15 protein-coding genes and 1 tRNA gene are annotated in these 21,231 nt (G+C 48.8%); 9 read left to right on the plus strand and 7 right to left on the minus strand.

Annotated features, from left to right (window positions below; all coding sequences use genetic code 11):
- Positions 1–3,030 carry a SusC/RagA family TonB-linked outer membrane protein gene (locus tag BLP55_RS14200; protein ID WP_091145904.1) on the minus strand — a complete coding sequence of 1,010 codons (3,030 nt, stop codon included), beginning with the start codon at positions 3,028–3,030 and terminating at the stop codon, positions 1–3.
- A 314-nt stretch (positions 3,031–3,344) separates the two neighbouring features.
- The gene (locus tag BLP55_RS14205) at positions 3,345–5,033 is read right to left on the minus strand and encodes a DUF6377 domain-containing protein (protein ID WP_091145908.1); all 1,689 of its coding nucleotides are present in this window, start codon (positions 5,031–5,033) and stop codon (positions 3,345–3,347) included.
- 360 nt (positions 5,034–5,393) lie between these two features.
- Here BLP55_RS14205 and BLP55_RS14210 point away from each other — a divergent pair, with 360 nt between their 5' ends.
- Entirely contained in the window at positions 5,394–5,891 is a 498-nt protein-coding gene (locus tag BLP55_RS14210) for a hypothetical protein (RefSeq protein ID WP_091145911.1), read from the plus strand.
- A 105-nt stretch (positions 5,892–5,996) separates the two neighbouring features.
- Here the strand turns inward: BLP55_RS14210 and BLP55_RS14215 are convergent, their stop codons facing one another.
- Entirely contained in the window at positions 5,997–6,326 is a 330-nt protein-coding gene (locus BLP55_RS14215) for a YegP family protein (protein WP_091145915.1), read from the minus strand.
- Positions 6,327–6,594: 268 nt separating this feature from the next.
- Here BLP55_RS14215 and BLP55_RS14220 point away from each other — a divergent pair, with 268 nt between their 5' ends.
- Together BLP55_RS14220 and BLP55_RS14225 are read left to right on the plus strand one after the other, a co-directional pair.
- Positions 6,595–9,051 carry a DUF4982 domain-containing protein gene (locus BLP55_RS14220; RefSeq protein WP_091145919.1) on the plus strand — a complete coding sequence of 819 codons (2,457 nt, stop codon included), beginning with the start codon at positions 6,595–6,597 and terminating at the stop codon, positions 9,049–9,051.
- Between the two features lie 91 nt (positions 9,052–9,142).
- Complete coding sequence (locus BLP55_RS14225; RefSeq protein ID WP_139149681.1) at positions 9,143–9,586, plus strand: hypothetical protein; 444 nt, start codon at positions 9,143–9,145, stop codon at positions 9,584–9,586.
- Positions 9,587–9,592: 6 nt separating this feature from the next.
- On the opposite strand, the gene BLP55_RS14230 is transcribed toward BLP55_RS14225, so the two are convergent.
- From BLP55_RS14230 to BLP55_RS14245, 4 genes are all read right to left on the minus strand, one after another.
- Positions 9,593–10,258 carry a hypothetical protein gene (locus BLP55_RS14230; RefSeq protein ID WP_091145925.1) on the minus strand — a complete coding sequence of 222 codons (666 nt, stop codon included), beginning with the start codon at positions 10,256–10,258 and terminating at the stop codon, positions 9,593–9,595.
- A 59-nt stretch (positions 10,259–10,317) separates the two neighbouring features.
- On the minus strand, positions 10,318–10,812 hold the full coding sequence (locus BLP55_RS14235) for a TrmH family RNA methyltransferase (RefSeq protein WP_091145928.1): 495 nt from the start codon (positions 10,810–10,812) through the stop codon (positions 10,318–10,320).
- A 58-nt stretch (positions 10,813–10,870) separates the two neighbouring features.
- A complete protein-coding gene (gene galA / locus BLP55_RS14240) occupies positions 10,871–13,693 on the minus strand; it encodes a beta-galactosidase GalA (RefSeq protein WP_091145932.1) in 2,823 nt (940 codons plus the stop codon).
- Positions 13,694–13,859: 166 nt separating this feature from the next.
- Complete coding sequence (locus BLP55_RS14245) at positions 13,860–15,824, minus strand: endonuclease (protein ID WP_091145935.1); 1,965 nt, start codon at positions 15,822–15,824, stop codon at positions 13,860–13,862.
- A 128-nt stretch (positions 15,825–15,952) separates the two neighbouring features.
- Here BLP55_RS14245 and BLP55_RS14250 point away from each other — a divergent pair, with 128 nt between their 5' ends.
- The 6 genes from BLP55_RS14250 to BLP55_RS14275 all read left to right on the plus strand — a co-directional run bounded on the left by BLP55_RS14250 (position 15,953) and on the right by BLP55_RS14275 (position 20,538).
- On the plus strand, positions 15,953–16,393 hold the full coding sequence (locus BLP55_RS14250) for a KTSC domain-containing protein (RefSeq protein WP_091145939.1): 441 nt from the start codon (positions 15,953–15,955) through the stop codon (positions 16,391–16,393).
- Between the two features lie 132 nt (positions 16,394–16,525).
- Positions 16,526–16,777, plus strand: a complete 252-nt coding sequence (locus tag BLP55_RS14255; protein WP_139149683.1) for a hypothetical protein — start codon at positions 16,526–16,528, stop codon at positions 16,775–16,777.
- A gap of 42 nt (positions 16,778–16,819) precedes the next feature.
- Positions 16,820–17,608 (plus strand): sulfite exporter TauE/SafE family protein, encoded by a 789-nt coding sequence (locus BLP55_RS14260; RefSeq protein ID WP_091145947.1) that lies wholly within the window; start codon positions 16,820–16,822, stop codon positions 17,606–17,608.
- A 53-nt stretch (positions 17,609–17,661) separates the two neighbouring features.
- Complete coding sequence (locus tag BLP55_RS14265; RefSeq protein WP_091145950.1) at positions 17,662–19,074, plus strand: MBL fold metallo-hydrolase; 1,413 nt, start codon at positions 17,662–17,664, stop codon at positions 19,072–19,074.
- Between the two features lie 81 nt (positions 19,075–19,155).
- On the plus strand, positions 19,156–20,316 hold the full coding sequence (locus tag BLP55_RS14270; protein ID WP_091145953.1) for a TlpA disulfide reductase family protein: 1,161 nt from the start codon (positions 19,156–19,158) through the stop codon (positions 20,314–20,316).
- A gap of 141 nt (positions 20,317–20,457) precedes the next feature.
- Positions 20,458–20,538, plus strand: a tRNA-Tyr gene (locus tag BLP55_RS14275).
- Positions 20,539–21,231: the final 693 nt, after the last annotated feature.

Below are 21,231 nucleotides of genomic sequence, written 5' to 3' on the forward strand. Positions count from 1 at the left end.
TTAAAATATAACATTAAATCCTACAGAGAATATCCTTGTCACCGGATACACATTGTTATCGATACCACTTACCGAAACTTCTGGGTCAAATCCACTGTAGTCCGTAATGGTAAATAAGTTTTGGGCGGAGAAATAAATCCGAGCTTCAGAGAAAACCGATTCGAAAGCATCCTTTGGCAAAGTAAAGCTCAGGTTGATGTTTTTGAGTTTGAGGTACGAGCCGTCCTCGATGAACCGGTCGGATACGCGCGCGTTGCCATTCGGATCACCATAGACAGCCCTTGGCATGGTGTTGGTGCTGCCCGGTCCGTTCCATCTGCCCAAAACAGCGGTGCTTTGGTTATTGATGACAGACATCGATTCGGTGTACATCCGATTGGCATTGTAGATGTCGTTTCCGTAAACACCTTGGAAATAAATACTCAAATCGAAATTCTTATAGGAAAAACTATTGTTCAAAGAATAACTGAACTTTGGGTTGGGATTGCCTAAAAATGTACGGTCTTTGTCGTTGATGATTCCGTCGCTGTTCAAATCTTTAAATCGGATATCGCCCGCAGCGGTGCTTGTAGCCGGATTGTTCCCGGCTGTTTGCACGGCGTGGTTGTTGACATCGGTTTGCGTCTGGAAAATGCCTTCGGTCACATAGCCGTAAAAGACGTTGACGGGATAACCTGCCTGAATAAGCGAAATGCTGCTGTTCAAACCGGTACTGCCCGTGATGATCGGTGTGTTCCCGTTGATGCTTTCCACTTTGTTTTTGTTGTAGGAGAACACCGCATCGGTACTCCATTGAAAGGCACCGGTCAAATTCTTGGACGAAAGTGAAAATTCTACGCCTTTGTTGACAATTCGACCTGCATTTATAGAAGGAACGTAAATGTCGGAATAACCTGAAGTCACCGGCACCGACATCGGCACGAGCATGTCATTGGTATTTTTCACATAGCCGTCGACGGTAAAACTCAATCTGTTTTTGAGGAAAGCCGCATCCAATCCGATGTTGTATTGCTCCTGGCCTTCCCATTTTACGTTTGAATTGGGAAGCACCGTAGGAACTACCGCACCAACATTGGTATTATTGAAATTGTAAAGTACCGTATTGTAAGAAGACGAAAACGCATAATTCCCGATTTCCTGATTCCCAGTAACACCATAACCAAACCTTAATTTAAGATCGCTGACCGCACGCACATTCTCCATAAAGCGCTCTTTGGAGATACGCCATGCGAAAGCCGCCGACGGGAACCAGCCCCATTTGTTGCCTTCTCCGAAACGGGACGAACCGTCGCGACGAATTGTACCGGTAAGGTAATATCTGCCGTCATAATCATAATTGACGCGCCCCAGATAAGAGAGAATCGCCCATTCCGACGCGTTGCCGCCAACTGTTGGCAAGAGTGTTCCGCTGTCGATTTGCTGAGTATTGTCACTTGCAAATTTTTGGATCGATCCATTCAAAAAATCAAATTTGTTTTCCTGGGAACTGGTTCCCGCCACCACATTGAGATGGTGTTTTCCAAAGTTGGCATCATACGTAACCGCATTGTCCCACAAAAGCGTAATGCTTCTGTTTGTGCCTTGGTACAGATAAGAGTTGGCTTGTACATTCGGGCCCCATGAATATTTGGGCGACCAGGTGCGGTCGAACCAAAAATTGGCTTCCAATCCGCCCAATGACTTAAAGGTAAAATTCTTCAAAAACTTAATCTCCGCAAAAATGTTCCCCTGAAGATTATATCCTTTGGTCGTTGATTCGACACGGTTTGCCTGTCCGATCGGATTGAGCACATCGCCTGAATACAGCGGATTTCCTTCCGGGCCTGTATAATTTCCTGTTTCGTCTTTGATGGGTTGGGTCGGGTTGGCAAGCAAAGTATTCCTGATGTTATAATCGCCGCGGCTTTTGATGTCGTTGGCCAATTTCAGGCTGTTGCCGATCTTGATCGCGTTCTTGACTTTGGTGTCGCTATTGATCTGAACCAAAAAACGTTGGTAATCGGTTCCCAGGACAATTCCTTTTTGCTTGAAATAATTGCCCGAGAAATACAGATTTGATTTTTCGCTCTTACTGCCGTAAGACAAGGTATAGCTTGACATCAATTCAGGGTTGAAAAGTGCGCCAACCCAGTCGGTACCGGTACCCAATGTCGTAGGATCTGTCCATTCAGGATTTGGCGTGAGTCCGCCATTGGTCAGCATCTCATTATTGAGCGCCGCGAATTGCGAGGCATTAAGCACATCGACTTGATTGGCGGCACTTTGTATTCCTGTAAAAGTGTCGAAACTCAACGTGCTGCCGTCTTTCTTGGCGCCTCTTTTGGTGGTAACGATGATGACGCCATTGGCTCCCCTTGCTCCGTAAATCGCGGTAGACGACGCATCCTTTAAAACACTTATAGACTCTATGTCGTTTGTATTCAATTGATTGAGACCGCCGTTCAAAGGCATTCCATCAACTACAATCAACGGATTATTGTTGGCTATTGTTCCTGTTCCCCGAATCCTGAACGTCACATTACCACCCGGTTCACCAGCGGCAACAACCTGGACACCAGCGGCACGTCCTTGCATGGCTTGACCGATGTCTGCAACCGGTTGGTTTTTGGTTTTGCTTAAATCGATTGTCGAAACCGACCCGGTCAGGTCTTTGGCTTTCGTTTTTCCGTATCCAATCACTACTACGTCTTCGAGTGTGACCGCGTCTGGCTTCATGAAGACCTCCACATTGCCACCGGTTACTTTTACGGTCGTTTCAGTATAACCGACAAAAGAAACCACCAGCGTAGGACTTGCGTTTGAAAGGCGCAATGTAAACCGTCCGTCTGCATCGGTAGCAGTATTGTTCGAAGTACCTTGCTCCTTGATTGTTACCCCTGGAAGTGGCTGGCGCTGCTCGTCATATACGACACCGGTCACTTGGCTTTGCGCAAACGCATTGGCCGATAAAAATAATGCGAACAGAAAGAACAACAAAAATGACCGCTTTCTGTAAGTCTCTAAAAAATCAATTGGTAAAAAGAGTTTCATCACGTTTTTAGTTTTTGATTTGTTGCTACCGCACTAAATGTTGGTGATAGCGAAACAAAGGAACAAAAATTAGGGTGTGTTAAACCAAACCCAAAATACCGTATAGAAATATCAAGAAGATTTTAGCTGTTACAGAATTACAAAAACCTGAATTACAATTATTTAAATAAACTATAACGATATAAACCGTATAGATATTTTTAAGGGAAATTGAAAATAAATTGATGTAAATTTTAAGATTTGATAATTTTAATACTACAAAATTCAATAATTACCAATCGACTTTTACCAAAATCTGCCTCAACTGTGAATGATTATGCCTTTAATGTCGTATTAGCCAGCAACACCTTATCAAAACCTTCATTCTCGATGACTGACTTGTTTCGCACCCTGGTTTTGTACGTATAAATGGAGTTGACAGAGTAGCCGAGTATCTGCGCTATCTTTTCATTGTGTGTGACGCCCAATCTGATCAAGGCAAAAATTCGGAGTTCTTTATTCAATATCTGGTCAGCCTTGAGGATGGTCTGCTCGCCTTCTTTCATCAGCGCATTGAACTCTTTAATGAAATTGGGGAACAAGCTGATAAACGCAGTGTCAAAATTGTGCAGCAACTTTTCTTTTTCGCGTTTGAGGTCGTATTTGGTCAGCCTGTACTTTGCATTTGCCGTGTTCCCTGAATCAATGTCCTTTCCAATGTTGATTTTTAGCTCGTTGAACTTTTCGAAAATGTCGTCGTATTCGCTAAAAAAGAAGCCGATGTACTCTTCCTTAATTTTGTTGGATTCAGACAACCTGTCGTTAATAATTGCAATTTCGGCACTTCTTGCATTGACCTTTTCATTTACCTTGACCAATTCTAAATTTATTTTTTCGAGCGCATTGTGCGCCTCGGCAATGGTCTTCCTTGCCTTTTTGATTCTCCTGTACTGAATAAAAATCAACGCGCAGAAAAATATCATGGTAACCGATACGATTGTGGCCACGACATACTGCAAATACAACCGTTTTCTTTCGCGCTCTGCGTTGTCTAAAATCTCTTGCTCAATTAACGGAAGAATGGCACCCACCTGTAACTTTCTTTGCTGTGCGCCATAAAATAACGCATCGTCATAAGCCTTTCGGATCAGTCCTGACGCCACTTGCAAATTCCTTTTCCTGAATTGAATCTCAGAAAGTTTGATCAACGCCAAGGACTCCTTTGTAGAAACCTCTACGTCGGTAATCGCCGACGCCGCATAATAAGGAATCGCCTTGTCGTCATGATTGGCACCGTGGTAGAGTTCGCCAAGCATATAATTGACTAAGGCCTGATCGCGTTTTCCGGTTGCCGTTTTGAGTAAAGTCAAAAAGTCAGCCTCGGCCTGGGCAATATCGCCATCCTGATACAGATTAAATGCTTTCAGGAAACTATTGAAAAAAGTACCTTGTTCCGTGAGCTGAAGTGCTTTGACCCTACTTTCCTTTGCAAGCGCGGAGTACTTTTTATTGAAATACGGAATGCTGCTGTATTCTGCCATATCGCCATAACATCTTCCAAGCAAGCCATAGTACAATGAACCGTTTGCCGCGGTAATTTGACTAACATCCACAGAAAACAGGTAATCCAGACCTTCCTTATACATCCCTGCCGAAACGCATATGTTGGCCAAATTAACTTTTGCCTTTACCAAATAAAACTTATCATTAATTTTCTCGGCGACAAGTAGCGTTTGTTGGGCATATGCAAAAGCAGAGTCCCGTTTAAAAACACTGTAATGATCAAATAGCTGCTGGTTCAGATCGAACTGTTTAATTAAGTCACTGTCATCTACAAGCTTTAGTGATTTCCTCAAACTGTCGATTGTCGCGATTTTACGATTGTCATATAATTTGGAAGAATCGATGGCCCTGTTCAGCCGGTTCAGTATCTTATTTTCTTGTCCATGTAGCAAACTGCCTGACATCATGCACAACAAAACTGACAACAATGCCTTGCGCCTTATTTGATTTATCTTAATCATCCTTTAAAAGAGTTTGACTCCCCGTTACTCAGAGTTTTTCGCATTAATTTGAAATTATTTCAAATATACGAACGATTTGAATAACTATTGGTTTTGCGATAAACGATGGAAAAATGACAAATTTTGGATGGGAAATTTCAATTTTCCAGGAGTGTCTGCCATAGTGACAGCAACGTAGACAGTCATAGTCAGAATATTCTCAAAATGACATTTTTTTGTTTACTACTAATTACTTGGGCATATTATTGGCATTTAGCCAAACCGCAGAATGATTAACTGGAATACTTTTTTTCAGTTTCTTATTTGGAAAGTAACCGCCGCAAAACCCTAAAATAGACTTGGCTTCCCTATCTTTGAAAAATGGAATGGAGCAAATTACCTATCGATGACGATCAATTACATCAAATATCGGCCTCGATACAAAATTATAAACGTGTCGGGATAGAAATTAAATTGGTCGAAATTGATACCAATTTTGCAACCGTTGTCATCAAACAGTCAGAATTACACAATGGTATCATTTTATCCAATAAAGAACTGTACGACCGTTGCAAGGCAGTGGTTGTCGGAATCGACTTTGACATTAAAATTAAGCCAGCCGTTTTCTCTTTTCAATCTGACACCGTAACAGCAAATTGGATACTTGAAAAAACTAAGGAGTTCGGTTTAAGCCGCAACGATTTAGAAAAGCAGTTGGCAATTCCAAAATCCTATCTAAGTCAAATATTCTCGGAAGGAAATAGCGCCCAGCAAATCAAGATACCAAATCAGACAAAGGCATTATTTTTCTATTCCTTTCTGAATTTCGCGAACACAAAGCAACTTAGGGCAGAAATAAGCGAAAAACAGAAGCAATAGAACTGTTTTGTATCTTATTTTTACCTCATAACAGAAAAATTCTCACAATAATTCTGCACGAAAAATAACCGCCGCACAAAAAAACCATCCGAAGATGGTTTGTAACTAAGATTGATCGTCTACCGTGGCCGATGGCGCGTTGGTCTTGACCGACTCGATGCCGTTGTCGCGTCCCGATGCGCTTTCATACATTTGGCTGCTGCCGATGACCTGCCCGTTGCTGGCCTTGAGGTTGAAGTAATACTTGCCGTTCGAGGAGTCCTTTCTTTCGAATCTGGCATCGTCCTGCGAATTGGTGCGTACCGATTCGACGCCGTTCAAACAGCTCGGTTTTGCCGAATATCCCTCGCTTGACAGAATATTCTGGCCGTTTCCTGCAACCAGGTTGAATTGGAATTCACCGTTGGCCCTTTTCGAAATTACAAACTTTCCCATGATTATTGATTTAGGTGTGAATACGTATACGGTTGGCCTCACTCATCTTGGAACGAAGGCGACATTCATAAATTTACTGAAAATTATCAAAATCGCAGCACGAAGTTCATTTTTTAACGATTTCGCAACAGTGGCTTCAATATATTGTACAGATCGCAATTTGAGAACCACATGCCATCGAAAACCAGTAGGCATGACGGCACAATCTGGTGGGGTGACCGCCTTTGATGGGAATGATAGTCGTAACTTGCCGAATAAACAAAATACTATGTCTTTGATTGCTGTTTCTCGTTTTTCATTGTTTTTGCTTTTGATGGGATATTTGGCCGGATGCTCGGGCGCCAAGGATACGACGCGTTCCCATACGCTTTTGTCCGACGGCTGGAAATTCTCGCGATCAACCGATGACACGGCGTCGGCTACAAACTTCGACGATTCGGGCTGGGAAAAAGTATCCATCCCGCACGATTGGGCCATCACCGGGCCTTTCGACAAGGAATGGGACCGACAGGTAGTGGCCATAGAGCAGAACAACGAAAAAATACCGACAGAGAAAACCGGGCGCACCGGCGCGTTGCCACACATCGGCACAGGCTGGTACCGAAAGACCTTTACCCTACCCGATTTCAAGCCCGGTAAACAAGCGCTGCTCGTTTTTGACGGCGCGATGAGCCAGCCCGTGGTGTACCTTAACGGCAAGCAGGTCGGGCAATGGGCTTATGGATATGCCTATTTTTACATCGACATCAGCAAGGATTTGTTGCCCAACCAAACCAATACGTTGGCGGTCAAACTGACGAACCTGCCGTTCTCGTCGCGTTGGTACCCCGGTGCGGGATTGTACCGCAAAGTGAGCCTTATTGTCAAGAACCCCGAGAATTTTGAGCAATGGGGCACGTTCATCACCACGCCAAAAATCGACGCGAATTCCGCAACCGTCAACATAAAAGCCAAAACCGCCGGACAAAACCTGACGATGTCCACAAGGATCGAAGACGCCAACGGAACTACCGTCGCCACGTTCCAAAATGAACAAACCGCAAAAGATACCTTCGAGCAAAACCTGACCGTAAAAGCACCACATTTGTGGAGTCCCGAAACGCCTTATCTGTATACGGCGGTCACCGAGTTGTACGCCAACGGCACGCTCAAGGATGTACAATCGATCAAATTCGGCATCCGATCGGTCGAATACAGCGCCGCAAAAGGATTTGTCCTCAACGGCAAGGCCACCAAATTCAAGGGCGTTTGCCTGCACCACGACCTTGGGCCGCTGGGTGCCGCAATCAACAAATCGGCGTTGCGCAGACAGTTGACGATTTTAAAGGACTTGGGCTGCAATGCCATCCGTTCGTCGCACAACATGCCTTCTATCGAACAGCTCGAACTGGCCGACGAAATGGGCTTTTTGTTCCTGGCCGAAAGCTTCGACGAATGGGGCAAACCCAAGGTCGAAAACGGCTACAACCTGTTCTTCGAGCAGTATGCCGAAAAAGACGTCGCCAACCTCGTACGCGCCACGCGCAACCACCCGAGCATCGTGATGTGGAGCGCCGGTAACGAGGTGCCCGACCAATACGGCGCCGAAGGCTTGGTACGCGCCAAATTCCTGCAAGACGTGTTCCATCGCGAAGATCCGACGCGCCCCGTTACCGTGGGGATGGACCAGGTCAAGCAAACCATGGAATCGGGTTTTGGCGCGCTGCTCGATATCCCCGGGCTCAACTACCGCACGCATTTGTATGAAGACGCGCACAAGGCGTTTCCGCAAGGGTTTATCCTGGGTTCTGAAACCGCGTCGACCATCAGTTCGCGTGGCGTCTACAAGTTTCCTGTCGAACCCGCCAAGGACAAAAACTATCCGGACCACCAGTGTTCTTCCTACGATTTGGAGTCCTGCGTATGGTCGAATTTGCCCGAAGACGATTTTATCTTGCAGGACGACAAGCCTTGGGTCATCGGTGAATTTGTATGGACCGGATTCGACTATTTGGGCGAACCGTGGCCGTACGACGAGCACTGGCCGTCGCGCAGCTCTTATTTCGGTATCTCGGATTTGGCCGGATTGCCCAAGGACAGGTATTATCTGTACCGAAGCCGATGGAACACCCAGGACGAAACGCTGCACATGCTCCCGCACTGGAACTGGGAAGGGCGCGAAGGCCAAACCACACCGGTTTTTGTCTATACGAATTACGACAGCGCCGAATTGTTCGTCAACGGCAAAAGCATGGGCATCCAACAAAAAACAAAGGACAAAACGCCGCAACACCGCTACCGCCTGATGTGGATGGATGTCAAGTACGAGCCCGGCACGGTCAAGGTGGTCGCTTTTGACAAGGACGGAAAACCCGTTGCGCAAAAAGAAATGAAAACCGCCGGAAAACCGCACCGCATTGTACTCGATCCAGATGTGAAGACCCTCAAGGCCGACGGCCAAGACCTTTCTTTTGTGACGGTTTCGGTGGTCGACAAAAACGGCATCCCGTGCCCAACGGCCACCAACCAGATGCATTTCAAGGTCTCTGGACAAGGAACCTACAAGGCGGCGTGCAATGGCGATGCGACGTCGCTCGAAGTGTTCCATTTGCCAACGATGAAACTCTTTAGCGGCAAATTGGTCGTGCTCGTGCAATCGACCCAAGCGGCAGGCGACATCACGCTCGAGGTTTCGGCCGACGGCTTACAAACGGGAAGCGTGGGGCTTAAGTCGGTAAAACCCTAAGTTCATTTTCTGCACCTGTTTTGTTGTTGCCGAATATTTTACTTATTTTTCGGGCGGTTCGGCGAACCCAAAGCAACAAAACCATAGCACCGTGTTCAAATTTGTCCCGATCATACTGCTCGCATGCCAATTGATGCAAGCCCAAAGCGATGCCATCCCGCGTTACAAGGGCGCCATCACGTTGATCACGAACGAGGCCATCAAATTCGACAACGAATTGTTGCTCGTATACCATACCGATCCTAAGCTGTTGCCAATCCTCGAACTGGGATTGGTGTACCCCGATTTGCTTCGCGCCACCGCGGCCGTCGTAGACCCAAAAGCCGAAATCGTACACAAAATCACCATTACGGAATTCAAGATACTGTCGTCCGCCTCGCCCAAAATCAAGGAGTTTCAGTTCGTGGCGTTGTACAACGATGGCTCCAAACCCAAGTTGTTCCACCTTGAACTCACCAACGAAACAGGCCATTGGAAGATGGACATCTTGACCTTTATCCAAGGCAGTCGTGTTTTGACCTTGCGAAAAATTTAGAAGCGCCTACCCGACCGCCAGTTTGGGCTTTTGTTCGGTCAAATAAACAAATTGCAGCATCGAAAAAGCCGCCACCGCGCCAAAAACATGCCATAGGAAGTGGGTACCCATCGGGAGCAGCTCCCATTTGTCGGCCACGCGAAAGAACAAGGCGAGCACAAAGGCAAACAGCGCCAACCCTACCCAAAACGCGTGCTTGAAACGCGTCGCGATCAAAAAGCCCAAGACGGGCAAAAGCACGATCGCGCCCAGCAATGCATAATTCGTATTGATGAACCGTTGGATATCGTCTGCAAAATGCATCCGCAAGAACTGCTGCAACGCAAAATAGCCCAAAACAATCAGCACGGCAAAATACCAGCGGGTAAGTTTGGCCAAAAACCACAGCCCTGCCGAAAGACACAGCAACATAATGGGCAGCCAATCCATGATCAAAAACACCGGCCAAATGCGCAGACCGTGGTAGAGGCTTCCGCCGATCCCGCCCACATATAGCAACGCCAACGCATAAGTCAAAAACGGAAATTCGCGCCAGCGCCCCTTGATTTGCAACGTCCACCAAATGGCCACGCCCAAGAAAAAGAGCGAGGTCACGGCATTAAACGGTTCGGGAAACAGGTTTTCCAGATTGGTCTCGGCATACACGCCGCCGTGGTCTTTGGGAATTTGCATGGCGCTTGGTTTGATCCCTTAAAGATAAAAAATTGCCGATACACGCCCAACACCAACCGCTATTTTAGCTGACGTTGCACGACGGCGGTATGCAATACAATGCCCGTGGTGGTGGCCAGGTTCAGGCTTTCGACCGCGCCGCGCATGGCGATGGTTACGCAAAACGCGCATGCGTCCAACACCAGCTGGGTCAAGCCATTGGCTTCGTCGCCAAACCAGATCGCGAGTTTGGGCGCATCGAATCGGGCCTCGTGGAGCAAAAAATTCCGGTCTCCGCCGTGCGGCGATGTCCCTATTGAAAGAAAGTCATTTTGGGAAAGATAGTCAAGGCATTGCTGCGCGGTATCGAACCGACGGATACGCGTAAATTGCACCGCCCCCGAGGAGTGTTTGAGCAGCGTCTTTCTTTTGCGGAGTACTTCCAAATCGTCTTCGAGCCTATGGAGCCCGTCCACTACAAACAACTGGTCTATACCCAACGCATTGACGTTGCGGATCACATGCCCGATGTTGATGATGTAGTTGGGATTTTCGAGTACGGCTATGAGTTCCATGTCACCCGATAAAATTATGGGTTTGTCTTTAAACCTGCAAACAAAGGACGCCCGTCGGCTATTTTTTCTTGATCTTGAGCGATGCCGATCGCAAACCTTCGCCTGTCGCCGATAAAATCATGTCCTCGGCGCCATCGTCTTGCTGCAGGATGATTTGCGCACAGCCGTTAAAGAGCTTTCGCTTCCACGGGCCGGACGGCACCACCACCTGGATCACGCCGGAATTGGTGTTCGCCACATCCCAATCGTTTTTCTTACGTATGGGCGTCGCGACGATGCCCACGGTATTCTCACCGGAACGCAGCACACCCTGTGGAATCAGATATTGGTGCGGATCTTCTTTGGAACCCTGCAATAAATTCCCGTTGACAAACACAGCCGATTGCACGCCGATGGGCTGGTAAAAGAAAGTCAATTGGGCTTTGGAATTGCCGTCGTAAACAAATTTCCCTTGGTACGCATAAGCCGCTTTGGGATTTTTGTAATCGCGGTCTTTAAAGGCAGGCTGCCATTGGCCTCCGGTGAACTTCGGAAAATTTTGCGGTAGGTCGGCACTGCGCAACGGCTGTTCCTGTAAATCTGTGATCGGCACCAAGGTAAGCGCATCGATAAACTTGTCTTTTTCCAATGATGTCGGATTGCCGTTTCCTACACCAATGATCGAGCCGCCCTTGACTTCAAAGGAAATCTCGTGATTGGCCGTCGGGATGTGCCGCCCGTGCTTGTCGGCAACCGATACCGCTACGATGGTGGTGCCGTTCGATTTTTGGTTGACGGCATTCTGCACGCTAAGCTTGATGTCTTGCGGGCTACCAGTGGTTTGGTGCTTTTCGGAAAGCACTTTCTTCCCATTTTGGTACCCCACCGCTTCGAGTGTACCGGGTTGGTAGATGACTTTCCATTCGAGATGCCCGAGCGGTTCCATCTTTTTCCGGCCTAGGCTTTTTCCGTTGTGTGTCAATTCGACCTCGTCACAATTCGAATACACCCAGACATCGATCTCCTGCCCTTCTTTGCCTTGCCAGTTCCAGTGCGGAAACAAATGCAGCATTGGTTCATTGGTCCACCAGGACTTGAGGTAATAAAAGCTGTCTTTGGGGAAACCGCATCCGTCCATCATCCCAAAATAGGACGTTACCGATGGCCAGCCATAAGGCGTCGGCTCACCGCGGTAATCGAATCCGGTCCATACAAACATGCCTGCCAGATAGGGTCGCGTGGCATAGAACTTCCACCCTTCCTCTATGCTGTAAAAACTGGGACGCGGTTTGCGGTCGTAGGCGCTTTTGTAGTGTTGGGCATCGTCGGTAAAATAGATGCCGCGCGTGGCAAAGGTGGAGCCTTCTTCGGTACCCATTCCGGGTTGGTGTTTGAAGTCGTTGCGGTGCGCATCGATGTCGCCATTACCCAGGTAATTGTAGCCCATGACGTCTATCATCGATGAAATCCCGGCCTTGAAACCGCTACTGATGCCCACCGTCACCGGGCGCGTCGGATCCAGCCGCTTGGTGAACGCCTGCATGGTCGCGGTAACGCGTTCGCCGATGATGTTCCCTTCGATCTTCCATTCCTCATTACCCACCGACCAGCAAAAAACACTCGGATGGTTCCGGTCGCGACGTATCATGCGCCCCAGCTCGCCAAGATGGTAGTCGTTGGTACCCATGAGCCGCGTTTCATCGATCACCAATATCCCCAAACGGTCGCAAGCGTCCAGTAACTCGGGCGTGGGCGGATGGTGCGAACAACGGTAAGCATTGCTCCCCATTTCCTTGAGTTTGCGTATCCTGAAATCCTGCAGTGCGTCGGGCAGCGCGGTGCCAAGCCCTGCGTGGTCCTGGTGGTTGTTGGTGCCCTTTAGTTTCAGCGGTTTGTCGTTCAGGAAAAAACCCTGTTCGGGATCAAAGCGCACCGTTCGTATCCCAAAGGTGGTTTCGTAAACATCTACGATTTTGCTTTGCTGCCGAATCTTGGTCACCAACCGGTACAGGTTGGGATTGTCGATGTCCCACAATTGCGGGCCTGTGATGGTAAACACCGAAGTCGCGTCTGTCGTTAGCATAAATCCCGGCGCCGAAGATTGCTGAGTGTCGGAGGCAACCTTGTTCCCAACAGGATCATAGATTTCGTTTGCAATTTCGACAGTTCCATGGTAGTCGCCCCGGTTCTCGATCGTGACTTGCGCCGTAATTTTTGCCGTTTGCCCTTGAACGACGCTGGTCACATAGGTGCCGTTTTGGGCGATGTGAAGCGGATGCGTCTTGAGCAAATACACATGCCTGTAAATGCCCGCGCCTTCATAGAACCAGCCTTCTTCCATCGAGGCATCGGCGCGAACGACAATCGTATTCTCGCCGCCATAGTTGACATAATCCGTTACATCATGGCTAAAGCCGGTGTATCCGCTTTCGAAAGTTCCTAAAAAATACCCGTTGAACCACACCTTGGCATTGCGAAAAACGCCGTCGAACTGGAGCTTGAGGTTGCGCCCCAAATCGGTTTGCGGGATTGCGATTTTCTTGCGGTACCAGCCAATGCTCCTGTCGGGAAACCCTTTGCCCGATTGCTTGAAACCATGGCTAAAACTGCCTTTTTCGCTAAACGGTTGTTCCACCGCCCAATCGTGCGGCAGGTCTAGTCGGCGCCAGGCACGGTCGTCAAAGGCAGGATCGGCAGGGCCGTCACCGAATCCCGTCTTGGACAAATAAGAAAAATAGGCCGTGGCATGACCATGGTCTTTTTCGGTATCGTACGTATGCCCGAACCCAAAACGCCAATCTTTGTCGAGCAATAGTTTTTCGCGGCCAGGCTGCGCACCCACGCACCAAACCATAAAAAAGACAAAACCCGCGCACAGCAACCTTTGGAAATACGACGCCATAATAAGTCATTGGTAAGAACCAAAAATAACTTATTTACCGGTGTGGCGGTAATAGTATTTTGTCAAATTCTTGAGCGTAGGGATAGGCGACACGGTTCGACGCTGTGGCGATGTCTTGGCGTCGGTAGAATTGAAGAAGTTCAGGAATCCGAAAAAAATCAAACGTTTATTCGATGATGATCTTTTTGGTAACCGATTGGCCTTCCGAAACGATACGTGCAAAATACACGCCTGCGGCAAGGTTTACGTGTACGTTTTCGTCCATCGTAAATTCCGATTGCATCAACCGCATACCCGACACATCGAAAATCTCGATACGGCCACGGTTCACGCCAGCGATCGTAAAGTGGTCTTTGGCGGGGTTGGGATAAATCCGTACCTGCAAGGCCTCAAATTCCCTTTGCCCGAGCGTCGGAAACCACGGATTGCCCACCTGCGCACCCCAAATATAATCGGCCAGTTCTGGATGGTCGACAAACGGGTTGCGGTTCATCTGCCAGTTGTAGATCACATTGTTGTGGTGCATCTCGAAATCGTCCGAAGGATCGGTGCCGTTCCAAACGAGCAACGTTGCTAAATCACCCATTTGCCCCGGCGTGCTGTCGGGTAAATTCCCGTTGACGACGCTCAGTGTGTTGTACCTGCAGGCCATGTAAAACAACGCGCGGGCCACGTCGCCGTGCCAGCTGCCCTGGTTGCCCGATGGGCCGTTGTAATCGTTCAGCCCGTAGTCGCGGTTGCCACGCGAAGAATTTTCGGGGCCGTCCTCGGCGCGAATGTGGTGCCCATCTGAATGGCCGGCGTTGATGTCGGCTGCACTCGTCGGTGCCCAAATATCGATACCGTCGGGCGTAGAGCTCGTGCCATCGGCAAAGCCACCGCGTGATTGCGGGAAAATGTGTTCGCGGTTCCAAGAACCCGTGCTGCTGGCCGTTTGCTGGTAGCGGTATTTGGCCCTGCCCTGCTCGACATACATCAACCATACTTCGTTGCTGTTGAGTGGGTTCTGGTCGGCTTGTTTAAGCATCAGTTCCACGTCGCCATAGGTGTGCGCACGCACCACCGCAGGGTTGGCAATCACGTCCTGAATGGCTTGTTGGAGCACCGCGCCTGTCTTGCCTTCGAGGCTGTCGTAGTAACCCGCAGAAATCGTAGGCGCGACCAAACCATAGGTCGGATTGAGCGGCGTACCCCAGGCGCTGGTTGTCCAGTCGTTGTCGATTACGCGGATTTCGATGTTGTCGTTGAGTCTTTTGTAGCCGGTGGGCAGCGGGCCGAATTTGATTTTCGCGAGTTCATCGCCTTCGTCCAAAGCATCGTCGATCAAGGTGATGTGGGTCGTGACCGAGGTTTGTCCATCGGGAATCGAAAGGTTTGTACTTCCCGAATAATCGGCCGAATCGAAAGTCCCGTTGGCAAGCGCAAAAGAAAACGAAAGCGTGCCCACAACGGGTGTTTGCGTAGAAAACGTAATGTCGAAACCATCGCCTTCGTTGTACAAATTGGCCGGCGCCGAAATGGTCACGCCGTTAAAGACGATGCCGCTGCCGTCGTTGTTCGCGCCTGGTGTGGGCGTCTTCACCTCGTAGGTCCCGTCGAGTTTGCGTTGGATCGATTGTGTGGTACCCAACGCATTGGCATTTTCGTTCGTATGGTAGACGATGTTGAGCAACGTCATCAACTCGGTGGGCGGCGTGGCGTTGGTGCCGTAGGCGAGCGCATCGACCAAGTTGGTAGCCGTTGCAGGCGTCAGGTACGGGAAATTCGACGCGCTGCCCAAATAAAGTGCCACGGCATCGGGGCCGTTCTGGAGCGTACTGTTCGAAGTGATCAATTCGGGAACGGGCGAAACCAGCTGGTTGCCGAGCACAAAAATACCGTTCGCATCGGTCGAAAATCCGTCGAGATCGAGCGCAACATAACTTTTGAGACCTGTACTCGAAACAGGATCACCGTTGTAAAAAACAATCACGTAGGCATCGAGCGCAAAGTTGGCCGTCGCCGATTTGAGTTCGATGAATTCCTTGTCGTCGGTGCCCGCGGTGTCGGTGTCGAGTTCGTTGATGACCACTTGCGCGTGGGCCATCGCTCCCCAAAAAAACAACACGGCAATCCAAGTATTTTTGATCATTTCGCAAAAGTTTAGCCCACAAATGTAACTGAATATTCGTCAGGATATGGACAGAAACAAAATTTAACGCAATCGCAACGTGGTGCAACGGGTTCTTTGGCCTACTTTTGCAAAAAATTTCGAAACCGATGAAAAAAATCGTGGCGTACCGCCAACTGCTTAACGTAGACCGATCTGTGACGCTCAAGGAACTCAAAACCATTTACCGCAATGCGATGAAGGAGTACCATCCGGACAAATTCCACGACGATACCGAGGGGTTGGCCGTGGCCGAAGCCAAGAGCAAGGACATCATCGAAGCCTACCACCACTTGGTGAGCATCAATCCGGAAACCATCGAACAAGGGCGCGAGGCCTACACCACCACGATCACGAGCGCGACCATTGTCGACTACTATTATGAGAATGTGCGGCTGCACGTGGCTTTTTCGGACGGCAGCGCGTATGAGTACATCAGCGTACCCAAAGCCACTTACGTAAAAATGGTCAACGCCGATTCGCCGGGACGTTTTGCCAAGCGGCACATTTTTGGCGCGTTTCCTTACCGGAAAGTCAGCAACGAAGAGTAATCGTACGAGGCATTTCTTTACGGCCTTCTCACCAAATTTAGTGAGCCGCAAAATATCACCAAAACTGGGTATTGTAAGAAAAAACGGCTGCTTGTAACTTAGCCTTTGACTAAAAACCTCAAATCCAATGCCATGGAAAATGTTTGTCAAAGGTACCAACTCGAGTTGCAAAAGGCCAAGGAAACGGCCGGCCGACTCGAATCGGAGCTCCACGAAATAAGGCTCAAGTTACGCAACCAACCTACCCATTCGGGCTATCTCAAGGAATTGAAGAAAATCACGCTCGACATGACCATCACGCTCAACGAGCTCGAGCATTGCCAGTTCAGGCTCGACGAATGTCGTGCCGAAACGCAAAAGGTCGAGGAACGCTACAACGACTAGCTTGCGACATTTTCACTACATTTGACCTCCAAACAAACATAAATGGAGTTTTTGGGGTATTTGGGTGCCTTGGGCATCGGACTGATTCTGGGCCTTACCGGGGCCGGAGGCGCCATCTTGACCGTGCCGATATTGGTCTACTTAATGGGGATCGACCCCGTGATCGCGACCGGCTATTCGCTGTTTGTCGTGGGCACGACCTCGGCATTCGGCGCGCTACAGCAATTCAGGCAAGGGCTTGTCGACATCAAGACGGCGCTGCTTTTTGCGATCCCTTCGTTTACGGCCGTCTTTTTGACGCGTAAATTCCTGGTACCCGCCATTCCAACCCAACTCGGCAACGCCGCTTTTTCGATCCCAAAAGACCGGTTCCTGATGTTGCTGTTTGCACTGGTGATGTTGCTGGTGGCATTTTCGATGCTGCGCAAAAAAAAGCAATCCGATGGTCCTGCGCAGTCCGTTGCAGTATTTCCGGCGGTTGTCCGTATGTTTTTTGTCGGTGTCTTGATTGGAACCGTAGGCGCCGGCGGCGGATTCTTGTTCATCCCCGTGCTTTTGTACGTCGCCAAACTGCCCATGCGCAACGCCGTGGCGACCTCGTTGCTGATCATCGCGCTCAACTCGCTGATCGGATTTTTGGGCGATGTCGCCAACCACACAATCGATTGGTCGTTTCTTTTGGGTTTTACCGGTTTGTCGGTGGCGGGCATTTTCATCGGGATGCATTATGCCAAGGCAATCAACGAGCCGCAGCTCAAAAAAGTATTTGGCTGGTTCGTGGCCGCCATGGCCGTACTGGTGCTCCTGAGAGAGTGCATCATTGTGATTTAATTAACGGTAAGCAACAACTTTCTTTTTATTTTTGTTATTCAAAACAAACAACCATGAAAATCGAACAAATTTATACCGGATGTATTGCGCAGGCCGCGTATTATCTGGAAAGCGATGGCGAAGCGGCCATCTTTGACCCGTTGCGCGAAGTGCAGCCCTACATCGACAAGGCGGCAAAGGACGGCGCGTCGATCAAATATATTTTCGAAACGCATTTTCACGCCGACTTCGTGTCGGGACATCTTGACCTGGCGCAAAAAACAGGCGGACAAATCGTCTATGGCCCAACGGCAAACCCCGCTTTCGATGCGCTGATCGCCACCGACAACCAGGAATTCAAAGTCGGGCGTTGCACGGTAAAAGCCATCCACACGCCGGGGCATACGCTCGAAAGCACCTGTTATCTTTTGATCGATGAAAACGGGACGCAGCACGGGATCATCACGGGCGATACGCTTTTTATAGGCGATGTGGGAAGGCCCGATCTGGCGCAGGCGCTCGTAGGCGATTTGACGCAGGAAAAACTTGCGGGTTATCTGTTCGATTCGCTTCGGAACAAAATCATGCCGCTGGCAGACGAACTTACAGTGTACCCAAGCCACGGCGCCGGAAGTGCGTGCGGCAAAAACATGAGCAAGGAAACCACCGACACGCTCGGGAACCAGAAAAAAACCAACTACGCGTTGCGCGCCGACATGACCAAGCAGGAGTTTATCGATGAATTGCTCGACGGATTGGGCGCTCCCCCGGCCTATTTCCCGCAAAACGTAATGATGAACATACAAGGATACGAAAGTCTTGACACTATTTTGTCCAAATCTTGTCGCGGTTTGAACGCGCGCGAATTCGAGGCCGTCGCGAACCAATCCGAGGCGATTGTGCTTGACGTTCGGCACGAGAGCGAGTTCGTCAAAAAACACATTCCGGGTTCTATTTTTATCGGAATCCAAGGCAATTTTGCGCCATGGGTGGGCGCGCTCATCATGGACGTCAAGCAACCGTTGTTGCTCGTGATTCCTGAGGGCCGCGAGCAAGAAACCATTACGCGTTTGTCGCGCGTGGGCTTCGACCATGCCTTGGGTTATCTCGAAGGCGGACTCGCGGCATGGGAAGCGGCCGGATTCGATACCGATTCGATGGCGTCGATCACCCCCGAGCAATTTGCAAACGAATACAACGAAAAATCGATTGTGGTCGATGCGCGCAAACCCGGCGAGTACAAGGCCGAACGCATCGGTACGGCGCTTAATATACCGCTCGACAACGTCAATGAGCAATTGGCCGAAGTCCCGAAAGACGAACCTTTTTACCTGCATTGCGCGGGTGGCTACCGATCGGTAATCATGGGCTCGATCCTTAAATCGCGCGGCTACCACAACATGGTCAACGTCGAAAAAGGCATTGCGGGCATCAGGCAAACCAGCGTCGGGTTGACACATTTTGTTTGTCCATCGACACTACAATAACAATAACAAAAAATTAAGCCGTAAAAAATACCGCGGCTTTGTTTTTTGGATATTTTTGCACCACTAAAACAAAAACTCATTATGAAGAAAGTGCTCATGCTTGTATCGGCCGTTGCGGTAATGGTATCATGCAATAAAGCCGGCGACAACGAATACCTTGTCACCGGAACCGTCAAGGACATCAAGGACGGAACCAACGTTTTTATCGAAAAACAGGATTCAATCGGTCGTATCGTGGCCATCGATACGGTGAAAATCGAGAAAGGAAAATTCACTTTCAAGGGATCGGCCACCGAGCCTGCCATCCACATGGTACAAGTAGAAAGCCTGATGGGCAAAGTGCCTTTCATCCTTGAAAACGGCGAAATCGAGATTGCGATCGACAAAGACAGCATCCAAAAAAGCGTCGTATCGGGCACGTACAACAACGACGAACTCACAAACTTCAAGGCCGAAGGCATGAAGATCCAAAAGACGATGATGAAGTTCCAGCAAGACAACATGATGAAGATGCAGCAGGCGCAACAAGCCCAGGACACGGCTACGATGAACGGCTTGCGCAAGGAGTTCAACAAATTGCAGGAAGGCTTCATGAAACAGTCGGAGGACTATGTCGGATCGCACCCGAAAGCGTTCATCTCTGCACTTATCGTAGACGGCATGTTCAACCAAATGGCGCCGGATCTTGAGAAAATCAAGAAGCACTTCGCGCAACTCGACAAATCGTTGCAGGAAGGCACCGTGGGCAAAGGCATCGCCAAGAAGATCAAGGCGATCGAAAACCCGACACCACCGGCTTCACAAAGCGGATCGGCCCCTGCCGTAGGTAGCGTCGCCCCTGATTTTTCGGCCAAGAACCCTGACGGAAAACCGGTATCACTCAAAGAATCTTTGGGCAAAGTCACCATCATCGATTTTTGGGCATCTTGGTGCAAGCCATGCCGCGCCGAGAACCCGAACGTAGTGGCGTTGTACAACGAATTGCACGGCAAGGGATTGAACATCATCGGTGTATCGCTTGACAAAGAAGCGGGTGCCTGGAAAGACGCCATCGCCAAGGACAAACTTACTTGGAACCAAATTTCAAACCTGCAATACTGGGACGAGCCTATCGCCAAGACCTATGGCGTAGAGTCGATCCCCGCGACATTCATCTTGGATGCCAGCGGAAAAATTGTCGCCAAGGACTTGCGCGGCGATGCACTCAAAGCCAAGGTAAACGAATTGTTAGCGGCGAAATAGTACGTTTGTGACCTTATATTTAAAAATCTCCCGTGCGGAGATTTTTTTATTTTACTCTGGGTCAAACGGTTGTGAAAACACGCAAAAGAATGTGAAGGATTCGTTTGCAAAGCCCGAAAGTGTTGTTATATTTGCACGCCCGGGAAGATACTCAAGCGGCCAACGAGGACGGACTGTAAATCCGTTGGGAAACCTTCGCAGGTTCGAATCCTGCTCTTCCCACAAGCATCTAAAAAAGAAAAAACCACAAGCTCGCTTGATGGTTTTTTTTGTTTTAGATGCTTGCGTTAGGGTTCACCCTAACGGATCACAAAGTAATCCTGCTCTTCCCACAAAAAAATAAAAGCCCAAAACAACAAGCTCGCTTGATTGTTTTGGGCGTTATTTTTTTGCGCAAGGTTTCCCTCCGAGGATCACGAAGTAATCCTGTAACTTCAACAGAAACCTTGCCTACCATACAAGCTCGCTTGATGGTTTTTTGTTTTAGATGCTTGCGTTAGGGTTCACCCTAACGGATCACAAAGTAATCCTGCAACTTCCAAAGAAACCTTGCATAACATAAGCTCGCTTGATTGTTTTGGGCGTTATTTTTTTGTGCAAGGTTTCCTTCCAAGGATCACGTAAATGCGCTGTTATGCTTGCGCCCATGATGTTGTTTAGAACCCCAAAAAAATAGTTACTGCTTGCGCTTTGTCGAACTATTTGGAAGTTTTCCAGGCGGGGAAATATTTGAATGATTTTATTGAAAAAAGAAAATTCCTATAAATCTGTTGTGAAAAATCTGTTGTGATTTTTTCACAACAGATTTTTCACAACAGAAATGAACTGCCCCCCAAAAGTTGGACACTATTTGAGGGTATTTATGGAAAGAAAAGTCAAGCACAGTTATGATTTCAAACTTCGCTGTGTAGAGGA

The organism is Flavobacterium caeni (assembly GCF_900101895.1).
GTDB classification, from domain to species: Bacteria; Bacteroidota; Bacteroidia; order Flavobacteriales; family Flavobacteriaceae; genus Flavobacterium; species Flavobacterium caeni.